Source organism: Candidatus Rokuibacteriota bacterium, assembly GCA_016209385.1.
GTDB lineage: Bacteria > Methylomirabilota > Methylomirabilia > Rokubacteriales > CSP1-6 > JACQWB01.
On the sequence record JACQWB010000015.1, the window covers coordinates 1 to 15,657 of the forward strand.

15 protein-coding genes are annotated in these 15,657 nt (G+C 69.4%); 5 read left to right on the forward strand and 10 right to left on the reverse strand.

Going from position 1 to position 15,657, the window contains the following annotated elements; all coding sequences use genetic code 11:
* Window positions 1-199: 199 nt before the first annotated feature.
* Window positions 200-739, forward strand: coding sequence for a zf-HC2 domain-containing protein (locus tag HY726_00930; GenBank protein MBI4607555.1), 540 nt, complete (start codon window positions 200-202; stop codon window positions 737-739).
* Between the two features lie 7 nt (window positions 740-746).
* Window positions 747-1,208, forward strand: coding sequence for a hypothetical protein (locus HY726_00935; GenBank protein ID MBI4607556.1), 462 nt, complete (start codon window positions 747-749; stop codon window positions 1,206-1,208).
* Here HY726_00935 and HY726_00940 read toward each other — a convergent pair.
* The 8 genes from HY726_00940 to HY726_00975 form a co-directional block, all read right to left on the reverse strand.
* Entirely contained in the window at window positions 1,205-2,050 is an 846-nt protein-coding gene (locus HY726_00940; protein MBI4607557.1) for a tetratricopeptide repeat protein, read from the reverse strand. The genes HY726_00935 and HY726_00940 overlap by 4 nt on opposite strands.
* Window positions 2,051-2,252: 202 nt before the next feature.
* Complete coding sequence (gene pal, locus HY726_00945; GenBank protein ID MBI4607558.1) at window positions 2,253-2,873, reverse strand: peptidoglycan-associated lipoprotein Pal; 621 nt, start codon at window positions 2,871-2,873, stop codon at window positions 2,253-2,255.
* Between the two features lie 161 nt (window positions 2,874-3,034).
* Entirely contained in the window at window positions 3,035-5,209 is a 2,175-nt protein-coding gene (locus HY726_00950) for a tetratricopeptide repeat protein (protein ID MBI4607559.1), read from the reverse strand.
* A 186-nt stretch (window positions 5,210-5,395) separates the two neighbouring features.
* Complete coding sequence (pal, locus tag HY726_00955; GenBank protein ID MBI4607560.1) at window positions 5,396-5,956, reverse strand: peptidoglycan-associated lipoprotein Pal; 561 nt, start codon at window positions 5,954-5,956, stop codon at window positions 5,396-5,398.
* A gap of 220 nt (window positions 5,957-6,176) precedes the next feature.
* Window positions 6,177-7,499, reverse strand: a complete 1,323-nt coding sequence (tolB, locus tag HY726_00960) for a Tol-Pal system beta propeller repeat protein TolB (GenBank protein ID MBI4607561.1) — start codon at window positions 7,497-7,499, stop codon at window positions 6,177-6,179.
* Between the two features lie 9 nt (window positions 7,500-7,508).
* A complete protein-coding gene (locus HY726_00965; GenBank protein MBI4607562.1) occupies window positions 7,509-8,510 on the reverse strand; it encodes a TonB family protein in 1,002 nt (333 codons plus the stop codon).
* 29 nt (window positions 8,511-8,539) lie between these two features.
* Window positions 8,540-8,977, reverse strand: coding sequence for a biopolymer transporter ExbD (locus HY726_00970; GenBank protein ID MBI4607563.1), 438 nt, complete (start codon window positions 8,975-8,977; stop codon window positions 8,540-8,542).
* On the reverse strand, window positions 8,967-9,404 hold the full coding sequence (locus HY726_00975; protein ID MBI4607564.1) for a MotA/TolQ/ExbB proton channel family protein: 438 nt from the start codon (window positions 9,402-9,404) through the stop codon (window positions 8,967-8,969). The genes HY726_00970 and HY726_00975 overlap by 11 nt, the downstream gene beginning before the upstream one ends.
* Window positions 9,405-9,877: 473 nt before the next feature.
* Here HY726_00975 and HY726_00980 point away from each other — a divergent pair, with 473 nt between their 5' ends.
* The 3 genes from HY726_00980 to HY726_00990 are packed head-to-tail and all read left to right on the forward strand — an operon-like array spanning window position 9,878 to window position 12,747.
* On the forward strand, window positions 9,878-10,654 hold the full coding sequence (locus HY726_00980; GenBank protein ID MBI4607565.1) for a prolipoprotein diacylglyceryl transferase: 777 nt from the start codon (window positions 9,878-9,880) through the stop codon (window positions 10,652-10,654).
* 1 nt (window position 10,655) lies between these two features.
* On the forward strand, window positions 10,656-11,432 hold the full coding sequence (locus HY726_00985; GenBank protein MBI4607566.1) for an MBL fold metallo-hydrolase: 777 nt from the start codon (window positions 10,656-10,658) through the stop codon (window positions 11,430-11,432).
* Window positions 11,433-11,490: 58 nt separating this feature from the next.
* Entirely contained in the window at window positions 11,491-12,747 is a 1,257-nt protein-coding gene (locus HY726_00990) for a DNA helicase UvrD (protein ID MBI4607567.1), read from the forward strand.
* Between the two features lie 260 nt (window positions 12,748-13,007).
* On the opposite strand, the gene HY726_00995 is transcribed toward HY726_00990, so the two are convergent.
* Window positions 13,008-14,240, reverse strand: a complete 1,233-nt coding sequence (locus tag HY726_00995) for a pyridoxal-phosphate dependent enzyme (GenBank protein MBI4607568.1) — start codon at window positions 14,238-14,240, stop codon at window positions 13,008-13,010.
* Between the two features lie 238 nt (window positions 14,241-14,478).
* On the reverse strand, window positions 14,479-15,474 hold the full coding sequence (locus tag HY726_01000; protein ID MBI4607569.1) for a glycosyltransferase: 996 nt from the start codon (window positions 15,472-15,474) through the stop codon (window positions 14,479-14,481).
* Window positions 15,475-15,657: the final 183 nt, after the last annotated feature.

Consider the following 15,657-nt stretch of genomic DNA (forward strand, 5'->3'; position numbering starts at 1 on the left):
GGCCCACGCTGATCGGAGTCCGCGCCGTACCACCCGAGCCTACGATACTACGACTGCCCCCTTTGGTCCTCCTTTCACCAAATGGGTGCACGACTTGTCAGGTCTGGTGCGGCGTTGGGCTCCTTAGAGCGTTTTTAGGGGTGAATAGTGCGGCTCGGGCGGGCGTCCAACGGGTTGTGAAGACAGGGGGTTGCCTCGAATGACGCTTAGCTGCCTCTGGCTTCGACGCCGGGTTGTTGCTTACGTCGACCGGGCCCTGCCTGAGAGCCAGGCCCAGGGCGTTGCGCGCCACCTGAGGAGCTGCGCCGGCTGCCGGCAGTGGGCGGAAGGTCAGGAGCAGCTCACCGCCCTCGTGCGTGGTGCGGCCGCCGAGACCGCTGAGCCCGAATGGGCCGGGTTCTGGTCGGGGATCCGCACACGCCTCGCAGCGGAGGGTTCGGTTGCCAGGCGGTCCGTCGGGCGATCCCGTCCCGCCTGGTCTCTCGGCTGGCTTCCCCGCCTCGCGCTCGGCTCGGCCGTGGCGGGGCTCCTTGTCGTCGGCGTCTTCTTCTGGCGCGGCAACGACCAGGTCGAGGTCCCGGCGCCGGGGATCGTCGTGCGGACCGTGGAAGTATCCAACCCCAACACGAGCGTGATGGTCTTCGCCCCGCCCGAGCAAGAGATGACCGTGATCTGGGTCTTCGGGCTCGACACCGCCCTGGACCAGTCGCGTCGCCAGTCCGAGGAGGTGAGGCGGTGAGGCAGGGATGGCGCTTCCCGTCCTGGTCAGTGCCCTCCTGGGTCTAGCGCTCGTCGCCGCGAGCCCCGACACCGCGGGAGCCGGCGGCGTGAAGATCGTGATCAAGGGTGGCCCCGCGGTCCACCACGGCGGGCACCTGTTCGTCCACGGGGGTCATCACTTCCACCACACGCCTCTGCACAAAGGCCCCGTCGCGTCCAGCTTTCACAAGTTCCCCGCCCACGTCCATCATCACCCCGTCATCGTCGTCCCCAGCCCGGTGTTCATCGTAACCTCGCCGCCGCCGTGTCGTTGGGTCCCCGGCTACTGGACCCACCAGTGGATCCCGCAGAGCTACACCCAGGAGGTGTGGGTTCCCGGGGCGTGGTCGCCCTACGGGACCTGGATCGAGGGCCACTGGGAATGGAGAACTCTCGGCGGCGGGTACTACCAGCAGGTGTGGGCGGCGCCCGTCTGCGTCGCCTACTAGCGCTCCCCCGACTCCTTCAATCCTGCCAGCCGCTCACGCGCCAGCGGCGCTTCCTCGGACTGGGGGAAGTGGTCCAGGAGGTACTGAAACCGCGCGCGCGCGAGGCTCGTCCGCTTGAGTTCCAGCAGCGCGATGGCCTCCTTGTAGAGGGCCGTGGGCGCTTTGTCCCCCCGCGGGTAGTTGACGATCACCTTGCGGAACTCCTGGACCGCCTGCTCGAGCGCCGCTATGGCCTTGTCGGCCTGTCCCTGGGTGCTGTAGGTCCGGGCCAGGCTGAAATTGGCCTCGCCGATCCAGTACTGGGCGTTGTCGGCGAGGTCTGAGTCGGGGAACCGCCGAACGAACTCCCGGAATCCCGCCATGGCCAGCGGGTAGTTGCCTTTGCTGAAGTCCAGGTACGCGGCCTGGTACATGTCCGCCTGCTGAGGACCGCCGCGCTGCTGGGAGGGCGCGGGGGCCGCGCCGGCCAGCGGCGGTGAGGTCTGGGACGGCCCCGCGCCGGTCTGTCGGCGCAGCTTCTGTATCTCGTGGGAGATCTCGTCGAGCCGCCCGGCCAGCCGCGCGATCTCGGCGGAGAGCGCCTCGGCCCGCGTCTGGAGCAGGGCCATCTGCCGCTGAGCTTCGGCCTGCTGGTCACGCGTCTGACGCTCAACCTGGGTGAATCGGGTCTCGGCCTGGCTGCGGGTGCGCTGGGTGGAGAGCGTCATGGCGGTCAGGTCCTGGCGGAGCTGACTCACCTCATCGCGGAGCTGGGCGAACTCCCGTTCCGTCGCGATGCCCATGGTCTCGGCGCATCCGGTGGCGAACAGGAAAACGACGAGAAGAAACCCCTTGGTCCTCAACCGGCGTGATAATCGGTGGCCGGGTTGCCGCATCCCCCGGTCGTTTTTGGTGCTGCCTCCGGCGTCTTCCGGGGACATCGCCCCGCTTCAGTTCGCCCTAGGAGCGTCTCGGAGTCAATACCCTCCGAGCGCGGGCTTCGCCCGCGCAACCGATTCCTGGGGGAGGCCTCGGAGGGGGCCGTCGAGGCCCCCTCCGATTGTGCTAGCGGGGCTTCACCAGAAAGCTGCTCCGTCGGTTCTGGGCCCAGCACGCCTGGCTCTTTTCGATGCAGAACGGCCGCTCCTCTCCGTAACTGATCAGCGTCATCCGACTGGCCGCGACGCCCTGGGCAACCAGGTAACTCATCGTGGCTTTGGCGCGGCGCTCGCCGAGGGCGAGGTTATACTCGTTGGTGCCGCGCTCGTCGGCGTGCCCCTCGATCAGGATCAGGTTGTCCGCGTTGTCCTTCATCCACTTGGCGTTCTCGTCTAAGATCTTCGCGTCTCCCGGCCTGATCTCATACTTGTCAAAGTCGAAGTGGATCGGCCTCACTTCCTTGATGGCGGTGAACTCCTTCGGGGCGGGCGGCCGGGCCGCGGCGGGTGGGCTCTGAGTTCCCCGGCCTGCTGAACCCACCGGCGGCGTCGCCGCGGTCATCTGGGGTAACGGCGCCGCGCGCGTGGGCCTCGGCGATGCTGGAGCTGTCGCGGCGGAAACAGTCGGCACCGGTGCCGCCGCTGTCGCGACCGGTCGCTTGGCGCAGCTCGCGAGGAGGCTGGCCAGGACGGGGATGAGCACGAGCAACAGCATGGCGGGGCGCAATCCCGACAGTGTGTTCTTCATCGATGACATGCTCTCCTTTCGCGACGTTTGACGCGCTTCCATCATATCAGAAGCGTCTCTCAGTCCCCGTCGATTTTCGAAGCGGACGACAACCGGAAATCGCGCCCGCGCGATGGGGGTGGCAGTGGCGCGCTTCCGGGCCACGGCGCGGACCTGGCGCCTTAAGGCCGGGCGCTCGGTGGCGCAGTCGGCGCGCGTTCACGCGCGGGGCTTCGCGTCTTCCCGCTGCCGGACCGGTCGCGCTGCGCCTTCACGGAGGCCAAGCGCTCCCTCGCCCACTTCTTGAGCACGTCATCGCCGCTCGTAGCAACCTGCTGGTAGAAGCGTGCGGCCTCTGCCCAGTGCTCGAGGCGCTCGTGGGCCAGACCGAGTCCCGCGACCGCACGGAATCGAAGCGGATGGTCCTCTGGGCTTTCCTCGACCGCGGTCTTGAACGCCTCGAGGGCCGCTCGGTCGCGCCTGAGCTGGAGCAGGCTTTCACCGCTGAGCACGCGGGCTTCGAGGCGGACCTGAGGGTCGGGGCTGGCGGTGGCGGTGATGGCCGCGGCGAGGGCGTCGGCGTAGCGCTGATGGCTGAAGGAGGCCCGGGCCAGTTGGAGGCTCGCCTGGGCGGCCAGGGGGTGGGTCGGGAACTGGGCCTGAAGCTGTCGCCAGGCCTGTTCGGCGTCGGCCGGGGAGTCGAAGCGGTGAGCAAGCAAGCCAGCATCGTAGAGGAGCAGAGCGCTAGCGGAGCGGGCCTGCAGCAGGGTCTGGAGCTGCCTGAAGCCCTGGGTTTTATTCCCCTGGCGGAGGAGGGCCTCGGCGAGGTGGAGCTGGGCTTGCGGGGCCAGCTCGTGGGTGGGAGCCCGGGCGAGGAAGCTCTGAAGGGTAGCGGTAGCAGCCTCCATCTGACCGGTGGTGAGCTGGCTCCAACCGCGGAGGTAGAGGGCATCGCCGAGCCAGGGGCTGGTCGGATGGGCGGTTTCGTAGTCAGCGAGGACGGAACCCGCTTCGACAGGGCGGTTCAGGTCGGCGAGGGTGCGGGCCAGCTGGTAGGTGGCCGCCGCGGCACTGCTGTGGGTAGGCCAGCCCTTGAGCAGCTGGCGGAATGCGTCCACGGCGCGCTCGAGATGGTTCTGGTGCAGGGCAGCCCGGCCCAGGCCGTAGAGGGCATCGGGGACCAGCGGGGAGGAGGGGTCGCCGAGCACGGCCTCGAATGCCACCTGGGCTTCGGCGTAGCGCCTGAGCTGGAGCAGGCTTTCACCGCTGAGCAGGCGGGCTTCGAGGTGGACCTGGGGGTCGGGGCTGGCGGTGGCAGTGGTGGCCGCGGCGAGGGCGTCGGCGTAGCGCTGATGGCTGAAGGCGGCCCGGGCCAGGTGGAGGCTCGCCTGGGCGGCCAGGGGGTGGGTCGGGAACTGGGTCTGAAGCTCTCGCCAGGCCTGCTCCGACTCGGCGGGCGAGTCGAAGCGTTGAGCCAGCAGGCCCCCCTCGTACAGAAGTGTCGGCGCGGTGCCGGGCGCCTGCACGAGGGTGTGAAGCTGCCGAAGGCCGTCGGCTTTTTTGCCGCGGTGGAGGAGCGCCTCGGCCAGGTAGAGCCGGGCCTGCGGGGCCAGCTCGTGGGCGGGAGCGCGCTGGAGGAAGCTCTGGAGGCCCTCGGTGGCGGCCGCGTACTCGCCCGTGGTGAGCTGGCTCCATCCCCGAAGGTAGAGAGCTTCGCCGAGCCAGGGGCTGTTGGGGTAGGTGGTCTCGTAGTCCGCCAGCACGGAGCGCACCTCGGTCGGTCGGTGGAGGTCGGCGAGGCTTCGCGCCAGGTGGTACGTGGCCGCTGGTGCACTCCCGTGGGCGGGCCAACCGCTCAGGAGCCGGCGGAACGAGCCCACGGCGGGGTCGAGCTGGTTCCGAGCAAGGCTCGCGAGGCCAAGGCCGTAGAGGGCGTCGGGGGCGAGCGGCGAGGCAGCCTCGCGCAGGACAGCCTGGTACGCGGCCTGCGCCTCGGGGTAGCGCTTGAGCCGGTAGAGGATTTCCCCCTCCCAGAATGCTGCTTCACCGGGCACCCCGGGGGGAGTCGGGAAGCGCCGGGCCCGCCGAAAGTCCTCGAGCGCCCGGTCGAGGGTGCCGAGGGCCACGCGGCTCTTTGCCAGGAGGAGAACCGCCGCCGGCGCGCGCCGCTCGTCGGGGTACTCCCGGATGAAACGAACCAGGACGCGCTCGGCAAGCCCGTAGATCTGGTCGTCGAACGCCTGGCTCCCCACCAGCCAGAGCCGGTCGACCTCCGAGAGGCCGGCCGCGGGTGACGCGGCCAAGAGCGCTGCGGCCGTGAGGACGAAACTCAGGACAACGCTTCGGCGGGTCTTCATCGCCTTCGGGTCGGAGGAACCAGAACGCCCCAGAACTGGAGTTGCGTTGCCGACACGTCGACGCCCGTCGCGCGGGGGCGGCCCGCCTCGCCTCCGATGGGCGCCCCCGACGCTCGCGTCTTGAGCGTTTTCAGGTACTCGCTCGGCGGGGACGCGGGAGGACGCCCCGGGTGCCCGCCGCCTGACTTACTGGGCCTTCACCAGGAAATGCGCCCGGCGGTTCTGAGCCCAGCACTCCTCGTTCTTCTGCGTGCAGACCGGGCGCTCCTCGCCGTAGCTGATGATCGTGATCCGGCCAGCCTGCACGCCCTGGGCGACCAGATAGTTCATCGTCGCCTTGGCACGGCGCTCGCCGAGGGCCAGGTTGTACTCGTTGGTCCCGCGCTCGTCGCAGTGGCCCTCGATGAGGACGAGGTGCCTCTGGTTGGTCTTCATCCACTTCGCGTTCTCGTCGAGGATCTTGGCGTCGCCCGGGCGGATGTCGTACTTGTCGAAGTCGAAGTGGATATCTTGGAGCTCTGTGATCGCGGCGAACTCCCTGGGCGCCGGAGGCCGCGCGGGGGCAGGAGCTCCGGGGGTCACGGCAGGCCCGGGCGCACCGGGAACGCCGGGACGAGGAGCGCCGGGGGCACCGGGAGTGACGCCGGGGGCACCAGGAGTAACGCCGGGAGCACCAGGAGTAACGCCGGGAGCACCAGGAGTAACGCCGGGAGCACCAGGCCGTCCGACAGTGGGCGCTCCGGGCATCGCACCGACTCCAGGAGCCGGAGCAGCAGAGACAGATGGAGCTGGCGCTGCCGGCGCGGGCACCGCAGCCGTGGTCGTCGCCGGCCGCTTCGGGCACCCCGTGAGGAGAAGCGCCAGCGCCAGCACCGGGAAGATCAAGATGACTTGTCGTCGCTGGACCATGGTGTTGCTCCCTCCTTTTTGGCAGCTCGTGAAGACGGGTAAAAAGAGATGGTCCATCCTACCACGGAAGGCGCGGAGACCACGAAGGGCTTGTGGACTCCCCGGGTCCTCGGGTGAGCGGCTGCTGCTCAGAGCCATCGGCCAGCATCGTGAAGAGCCGCCAGCCCCCGAGCCGGTTCGACTGGAACACCAGGTGCCGGCCGTTGGGCGCCCACGACGCGCTCTCGTTGGACCCGGGCCCCGCGGTCAGCCGCCGCGGGTTGGAGCCGTCGACGTTGATCGCCCAAACGTCGTGGTTCCCCTGGCGCGAGGTGTAGACGATCACGTCACCCTTCGGCGACCAGCGGGGCTGCGTGTTGAACCCGCTGGGGGTCAGGCGGCGCACGTTGGCCCCCTCGGCGTCCATGAGGAAGATCCGCGGCGTCCCGGCGCGGTCGGAGACGAAGGCGATCTCGCGTCCGGTCGGCGCCCACGTCGGCTCGGTGTCGATCCCCCAGTGGTTGGTCAGGCGGCGCAGGGTGCCGGTGGCGACGTTGAGCACGTAGATCTCGGGGTTGCCGTCCTTGGTCAGCGTCAGCGCGACCGACTTCCCGTCCGGGCTCCAGGCGGGACTGGAGTTGATCCCGGTGAACGAGGCCAGGGTCTGGATCGGGCGTTTCTCGAAGACGAAGAGGCGGAAGAGGTAGGGGTAGCCCCACATGTAGGACGTGAAGGCGAGGGAGCGGGCGTCCGGGTGCCAGACGGCGGAGAGGTTGATGGAGTCGGTATGGGTCAGACGGAACGGGGCGGCCGCGTCGGAGTCCATGACGAAGATCTCCTTCGACGTCCCAACGCTGCCCGCGTACGCGATCTTGGTATCGGCGATGCCCGGCTCGCCCGTGAACTGGTGGACGACCTCGTCCGCGATCTTGTGCGCTAGCCGGCGGTGGTCCTTGACCGCAGCAGCCCGGACGAAGCTAGTGATCCGGTGCTGGTCCGGGCTCGTGAGGTCGTAGAGGCGGACCTCGGTCTCCACCACCTGGCCGCGGACGCGCAGGAAACCGTGGAGGGCCGCATGGGCGCCGGCGCTGGCGAAATCGCTCCAGGCCTTCTTGACGGTGGCCGGGTCGTCGGCGGGGAGGGGATCGGTTCCCGCGACCACGCTGAAGAGCGCGGAGAAGGTGAGATCCCGGCCGATGATCTCGGGAAGCTTCGACGCCAGCTTGTCCGGGTCCGAACCCCCGACCAGCGTGAACGTCGGGAGGGCGATGTTCAGCTTCTTCGCCCCGCCGGCCATCACGTTCAGGAATACATCCACCCCCTGCGAGTCAGAGGCAGCCGGGGCGATGATCACGCCGCAGAGGCCCGCGAGGAGCGCCGACGTCCGCACGATCCTTGACACTCGCACCCCCTAACCTCGGCCGGACTGGAGCTCGAAGCCGAACTGGATTCGCAGCGTGGGGCGGTTCCACTCGTCAGGCAACCGCGGAAACGGGCTCGCGTTGATGATCGCACGGAGCGCCGCCTGATCGTAGAACTCGTTGCCCGACTTCTTCTCGAGCCGGGGCTGGTTGATAGAGCCGTTCCGCAGGATTTCGACAAAGATGATCGGCCGTTGGGGCGGATCGGAGATCGGCGGCCGCTTGGCCCATTCTTCCTCGACCTTCGAGAGGACCTGTCGGAGATACCAGGCGAAGGGGAAATCGCTGTCGGCGCTGACCGTTGCCTTGCCCTGGCCCGCGACGAGCGAGCGTGCCGGGGGAGCCTCGGCGGGCCTACTCGTGGACTCCGACGCCGGCAGCGGTGAAACCCGGGGCGGGGCGGGCCGCTCGGCGGGTTGGTCCTTCGCTTCGCGGCGCGGGGCTAGCGGCGGGACCTCGCGCGCGCGGGGGAGTTCGGCGACCCGGGGCGGAAGCACGGGCTTTCGCTCTTCGGGGCGCGCCAGCGTCGGCGGAGGTAGCTCGGCAGGCCGGACGACCTCGGCGCGGCGCGCGGGCGGCAGTTTGGGATCCGGAAGGTGTACTGGTTCGAGTTCGCCGGGCCGGACGACCTCGGCGCGGCGCGGGGGCAGGTCGGGGGGCCGGGCGACGTCCGCGGGGCGCGGGGGCAGCTCGGCTGGCCGGGCCTCGGCGGGGCGCGGAGGAAGCTGCGGCGTGCGCGGGACCGCGGGCGGGGCCTTCGGGGGCGCCGCGACGGGCTGGGCCCTGACCGCGCTGGAGGGTTCGGGGCGCGGGCTCGGGAGCCCCGCGACCAAGTTCACGACGTAAACCTTCGCCCTGGGCTCGCTCCAGATGCCGGCGAGGAAGGCCAGCACGAGGGCGAGCACGTGGCCGGCAACCGACGCCGTCATCCCCCGCATCGGGAGCGTCCCACCGCGGAGCGCCGGGCCGGGACGCCGCCTCCAGGGTCCCATCGGAAGATCCATGGCAACGCTAGTAATCTTCAGCGCTCCCGGGACGCAGGTTCGGTCACCATCCCCAGCCGCTCCACCCCGGCCCGGCGCACGCGATCCATGGTCTCGACCACGAACCCGTAGGAGAGCGTCCGGTCAGCTTTCAGGTAGAGGGTTTTGTCGGCCCGGTCCTTGAAGAGCTGGCGCAGCCGGCCGTGCAGCCCTGCGAGGGGCACTGGCTTCTCGTTCAGGTAGATCGCCTGGTCCTTGGTCACCGTGAGGACGATCCGCTCCTCCACCGCCGTGGGCTTCGTCGTGGTCTTGGGGAGGCTCACGTCGATGCCGCGGTACATCATCGGGGCGGTGAGCATGAAGATCAGCAGCAAGACCAGCACGACGTCGACCAGCGGGATGACGTTGATCTCGGCGAGCGAGGCCCCGATTCGCCGGGCCGCCCCGCCGCCCCCGGCATCCGGGTTAAAAGCCATCTTTGCTCGGCCGTCCGGTCTTCGGCACCGGCCGGACGAAGAGGTTCAGCAGGTCCAGGTTGAACCCCTCCATCTCGCTCGCCCACCGCTTGACCCGGTTGACGAAGAAGTTGTACGCGATGACCGCCGGAATCGCCGCGCCGAGGCCTGCCGCCGTCGCGATGAGCGCCTCGGAGATCCCGGGCGCGACGACCGCGAGGCTCGCCGAGCCCTGCGAGCCGATTCCCCGGAACGACTCCATGACCCCCCACACGGTGCCGAAGAGGCCGATGAAGGGGGTGGCGCTCGCCGTCGTGGCGAGGAACGGCAGGTAACGCTCCATCCGGGCGATCTCCACCGAGGCGGCCCGCCGCATGGCGCGGTCCACCGCCTCCAGCCGCTCGGAGCCCAGGCCTTCCTCCGGGTCGTCGAGCAAGTGGTCCACCATCTCGGCGACGGGTGCCACGCCCGCGACCTCTTGGTAGGCCGCGGCGTAGAGCTGGCCCAGCGGACTCTCGCGGTACTTCTTGGCGGCGGCGTACACGACCGAGAAGCGCCGCCCTTCCCGGAAGGCCTTCAGGAAGCGCACCGTTTCCTTTTTGACGCGCCGGAACTCCAGCCACTTCTCGACGATGAGGGCCCAGCAGACCACCGAGAAGATCGCGAGGACAGCCAGGACGAACTTTGCGACTGGACCCGCATTGACGACGAGGTCCACGACGCCGATCGTCAGGATTCCGTTGGATGGCACGAGATAGCTCCTGTTCGGTGAAAGGGGCGACTTTTTAGAGTATATCGAAGTGTAGAGAGACAGGTCAAACAAAATACCGCCGGAATTAGAGTTTTCGTTGACAGGGGGGGCCCCGAGCCGTATAAGGAGGGCGTGAGCCGCTGCGGTTCCGTTCCCCACCTTTCTTGGTGATGTTCCGCTCGCCCGGTCCGATCGCCTTTCACGTGGGCCCGCTGAGCATCCGGTGGTACGGACTCCTCATGGCCACGGCCATGGCGCTGGGGCTCTGGCTCGCCTATCGCGAGGCCAAGCGCCGGGGTGCGGACCCCGAGAGCCTGCTCAAGACGGCGGAATGGGCCCTGCTGGGTGGCCTCGTGGGGGCCCGGCTTTACTACGTGGCGTTCAACTGGGCGTACTACAGCCAGTTCCCGCGGAAGATCGTCGCGGTCTGGGAGGGCGGGCTCGCGATCCACGGCGGGCTCCTCGGCGGACTCCTCGTGGGCGGTATCTACGCCTGGTCCAAGCGTCTGCCGCTGGCCCGGTACCTGGACGTGGTGGCGCCGAGTCTGGCGCTGGGGCAGGGGATCGGCCGCTGGGGCAACTTCTTCAACCAGGAAGCCTTCGGCACGCCGACGGACCTTCCCTGGAAGCTCTACATCTCGCCGCCCCACCGGCCGTTGGAGTACGCGCAGGTAGAGTACTTTCACCCCACGTTCCTCTACGAGTCGCTCTGGGACCTGGTCGTCTTCGGCCTCGTGGCGTTCGTCCTGCGGGATCGGCTCGCGCGGGCGCCCGGGAGCCTCTTCCTCGCCTACGTCGGGCTCTACTCCATCGGACGCTTGCTCGTGGAGGCCCTCAGGACCGACAGCCTGATGTTCGGATCGATCCGGATAGCCCAGCTCGTCAGCGGCCTTGCCATCGCCGCCGCCGTCGTCGGAATCCCGGTCCTGCTCAAGCGGTCCCGGTGAGATGCACTTCGCCTTCCTCGGGACGTCCGGGGCGATCCCGTCCCGCACGCGGGACACGACCTCGCTCGTCTTCGTCGGGCGCGAGGAGGTCCTCCTCGTGGACTGCGGCGGGAGCCCGACGCAGAAGCTTCTCGCCGCGGGCGTGGACCCCCTCGACCTGACCCATGTCCTCATCACCCATCTCCACCCGGACCACGCCTACGGCCTGCCGGCGCTCGTCCAGAATCTGATTCTGCTGGGGCGCGCGGCCCCGCTCCCGGTGTTCTGCCGCCCCGAGCACGTGGAGGCCATCACGGAGCTGCTCCGGATCTTTCGCCTGTGGGAGCGGCCGGGGATGTTCCCGCTGTCGGTTCGGGAGGTGCTGGCGAGGGAAGGGGTGGAGGTGTTTCGGAGCCCGTCCTTTCGCGTGAGCGCTTCCCCGAACGCCCACGGGACCATGCCCAACCTGGCGGTCCGGGTCGAGGTGCCCGAGCGGGAGACCGCTGTGGTCTACTCCTCCGACACGGAACCCTGCGAGGCGGTCGTCCGGCTGGCGGCGGGCACGCACACGCTGATCCACGAAGCGACGTTTTCCCATCGCGACCGGGGAAGATTCGGCGCCCACTCGACCGCGGCCGAGGCGGGGCAGATCGCCGCCAAGGCTGGCGTCGGGAGGCTGATCCTGACCCACATCGAGGCCGCCTACCACGACGAGCTCGAGGCGCTCGCCGCGGAGGCACGCGCCCATTTCGCCGGACCGGTGGAGATCGCCGAGGAGCTGCGTCCCTACCCGCTCTGAGCCCAAGATATAGGGCTCAGCCTCTTGACAGCCCCTGCGTGATGTGGTACAGGAGCCTATGCGCGTCGTCGCCGATTTCCACGTCCACTCGCGGTATAGCCGCGCCACGAGCCGTGACATGGAGGTGGAGACCCTGGCGCGCTGGGCCCGGTGGAAGGGGGTGACGCTGCTCGGCACCGGCGATTTCACGCACCCCACGTACTTCGCCGAGTTGAAAGCCAAGCTGGCCCCCACGGGGAACGGGCTCTTCGTGCTCAAGCGCGGTCCCCGGGACGTCAGCTTCATGCTCACGGTGGAGGTCTCCAACGTCTACGTTCAGGGCGGCCGGCAGCGCCGCATCCACACGCTGATCTTCGCACCGTCGCTGGAGATCGCGGCCAGGATCAACCGGGTCCTCGCCGGCTACGGAAAGCTCGCCTCCGACGGCCGCCCCATGCTCGGCTGCGCGGCGCGCGACCTGGCGCAGATGGTGCTCGATGTCTCCGCTGAGTGCGCGCTGGTGCCCGCCCACGCGTGGACCCCCTGGTCCTCGGTCTTCGGCGCCAACTCGGGCTTCGACTCGCTGGAGGAGTGCTACGGCGCGGCGGCGGCCCGGATCTTCGCCATCGAGACCGGGCTCTCCTCCGACCCGCCCATGAACTGGCGCTGGTCGGCGCTCGACCGGATCGCTCTCATCTCCAACTCCGACGCCCACTCGCCCTCCCGAATCGCGCGGGAGGCCAACGTGCTGGACGCCGAGCTCACCTATCGCGGGATCCTGGACGCCATCCGATGCCGCGACCCGGCCCGCTTCCTCTTCACCATCGAGTTCTTCCCCCACGAGGGGAAGTACCACTGGGACGGCCACCGGGCCTGCGGGGTCTCGTGGCCACCCGAGGAGACCCGGCGGCACGGCGGCCGATGCACGGGCTGCGGCAGGCCGGTGACGGTCGGCGTGATGCACCGGGTCGAGGCCCTGGCGGATCGCCCGGAGGGGTTCGTTCCCGCGCGCGCGGTCCCGGGCCGGAACCTGGTGCCGCTGGCCGAGATCGTTGCCGAGGCGCTCGGGGTGGGGGCGGAGACCGGAGCGGTAGAGAGCGAGTGGATGCGGCTCATCGCCGCCGGGGGAAGCGAGCTGGCGATCCTGATCGACCTGCCGGAAGCTGAGCTTGCGCGCTTCACGCCCCCGCGGATCCTCGACGGGATTCGCCGGGTGCGCGCCGGCGAGCTCTCCATCACCCCCGGCTACGACGGTGTATACGGCAAGGTGAGCATCTTCGGCGCGGGACCCGCTGCTCCGACCGAGGCAGCGCAGGCCCAGCTCGCGCTCTTCTAGTAATCGGAGGGGGACACCCACGCCTTCGGCGTGGGTACCCGGGCCCCCTCCGAAGCCTCCCCCAGGGGAGGGTTGCGTCGGCGGAGCCGGCGCCCGACGGGCCGTTATTCAGACTACGGTTCGAGCGCGGGCTTGGCCCGCGCGATCAACTCGCGCCTCCCGCGGCGGGTGGCCTGCCTCACGGCATGGCCGAACCCGCCACGCTCGAACTGCAACGGGGGGAGGCATCGGAAGGGGGGCGGAGTCCCCCTCCGAGCAACCTAGCCGGGTTGGCGCAGGCGGGACAGGACCAGGTCCTTCAGGCCCGCGTAATCGAAGGCCGTACCCTCGCGGCTCGGCAGCTCGGCTTCGGTCTTGAGTCCCGTCTCCGTCACGATGACACAAATCGTCTGAGCGGGGTCGAGCTTCCTGTCGGCGAGGAGCCGGATGAGCGCGGCCAGCGTCGCAACACCCGTGGGCCCCGCCCAGATCCCCTCGGTTCTGGCCAGGAGCTTCTGGGTCTTGAGGATCTCCTCGTCGTCGGCGTCCGCCGCCGGCCCGCCGTGCTCGCGGAGGATCCTGAGCGTCCAGTCTCCCTTCTTCCCCGGGTCGCCCGCCGCGAGCCCTTCGGCGACCGTGTAGCCGATCTTGATCGGCTGGATCGGCTTTCCCTCGCGCCAGGCCCGGACGATGGCGTTGGCGCGCGCGGCCTGAGCGGCGACCATCAGCGGGACCTTCGCGATCCACCCCATGGCGACCATCTCCCCGAAGCCCCGGTAGGTGGCGATGAAGGTCTCCCCCACCGCGACCGGCGCAACCACCACGTCGGGAAGCTCGAAGTCAGTCTGCTCGGCGATCTCGTAGGCCAGGGTCTTTTTCCCCTCCTGCTTGTAGGCGTTGCGCGAGGCCCCGCAGTCGAAGAAGAGCCGCTCCTCGACCAGCCGGTCCCAGTGGACGATCAGGTCGTCGTAGACGCCCTTGTAGATGACGAGGTCGGCCGTGGTCGCCGACATGTGGAGGAGCTTCGGCGCCGAGGCGCGCTCGTAGGCGAAGATGAGGGACCGGAGGCCCGCGCGCGCCGAGTACGCCGCGATGGAGGAGCCAGCGTTCCCCGAGCTCACGACCGAGGTGATCGGATAGCCGAACTGGAGCGCTGCGGAGACCGCCGTGGCCGAGGAGCGATCCTTGACGGTGCCGGTGGGGTTGGTGCCGTCGAACTTCACCAGGAGCCGCCTGACGCCGAGGTGGCGGGCCAGGGCCGGGCACTCGAGGAGCGGGGTCTGACCCTCCCCGAGCGTCACCCGGTGTGCGCGGTCCGCGATGGGCAGGACCGGGCTGTAGCGCCAGAGGCCCCTCCCCGCGAAGACCTGAGGACCGGCGCGCTTGAGACCTTCGAGATCGTAGGTCAGCTCGAGGAGCCCGCGGCAGCGGCCGCACTCGAGCCGGTACTCGAGGGGGAATGCAGCCCCGCAGTCGATGCACCGGAGCCCCGTCGCGTATGATTCTGCGCTCATAACGCGTCGCCGGGCGCGGGCCGGGCGAGGGGGGATGCGTCAGTCGAGCGACTCCGACGAGCCGTAGCGCGCGGCGAGGCGCAGGACGCCGCAGCGCTCCGAGCGGTCCCACGAAGTGGGCCGCGAGGACAACCCCCCGCCGCGGGGGGTTGGGGGGGCCAGCGGAGGCGTCCGAGCGAGCCATGCGCGTCGAGGCGAGGAGGCCGGAGCGAGCGACGCATCCCCCCGAGACCCATGTTCACCACCGGCGGCCGAAGCGCTGCTCCACCACGGCGAGCATCTCGTCGATCCGGTGCCGCAGCGTGTGGTCGGCGAGGGCCCGCCGCCGGGCGTTTTCGCCGATGGCGCGGGCCTCGTCCGGGTGGGCGAGGTAGTAGTCGAGGTGGCGCCGGAGTCCGGTCAAGTCGCGGTACACCAGCACCTCCTCGCCGGGTTTGAAGAGGAGGTCCAGTTCCTCCTTGTGGTCGACCACCTGGCAGGCGCCGCTGGCGGCGAGCTCGAAGGTCCGGGCGTTCACGCCCACGATATCGTTCATCGGGTGGTGGTGATTCAGCGAGAGCGTCGAGCCCGAGTAGACCAGCAGCTTCTCCCGTCCCCACACGGGCGGCCCTGCCACCATCCGCCGCACGAGCGGGTCGTCGCTCTGGGCCCACCCGGGTCCCCAGAGCCTGAGCGGGTAGTCGGCCAGCTCCCGCAGGCAACGCTCCCGGTAGGGATAACGGCTCCCGACGAAGGAGACCGGCGAACCGTACCGCTGCTGCTCCTCCGGCGTGAGGCTCACCGGGTGGTGCAGCGCGGGAACGCAGTACCAGGGGAGGTAGTGGAGGTTCCTGAGCCCCGCTTGCTGGAGACTCCGGAGGGCGTAGCGCTCCTTCGTGAAGAGGAGATCGTAGGCCTCGACGCGGTCGAAGGGTATCATCCACAGCGGGTTGTCCGGAAAGAAGTTGAGACAGAGCGCGTCGAGCCTGGCCTTCACGCGGCGGATGAGCCCGGGGGTGATGGGCGCACCCTTGAACACCAAGATGATCCCGGGCCGCCACTCCAGGCAGGCGCGCTCGAGGCGTCTGAGGATCCAGAGCTCGTAGGCCGCCTTGGTTCCCCGGTTCTTGTAGAGCGGGTTGTCACGGCGGTACGTGAAGGTGCGGGCCTCGTGACCCATCGCGCGCAGCTCGTCGGCGAAGTCCATCCCCATGTGCCCGGGGCGCTCGAACGGGAGCACGATCAACCACCGCATAGGTCGTAGCCTATCATAATTGGGCCCTCGCCTCGTGCGACCCGCCTGCGGCGGGTGCCCGCTGCCTGCGGCATGGCCGACGTCCCTCGGCTCGAACCTCACCTGCCGCGTTCCCGCGCTGGCCGCCCTAAAAACGCTCTAAGGAGCCCAACGCCGCACCAGACCTGACAAGTCGTGCACCCA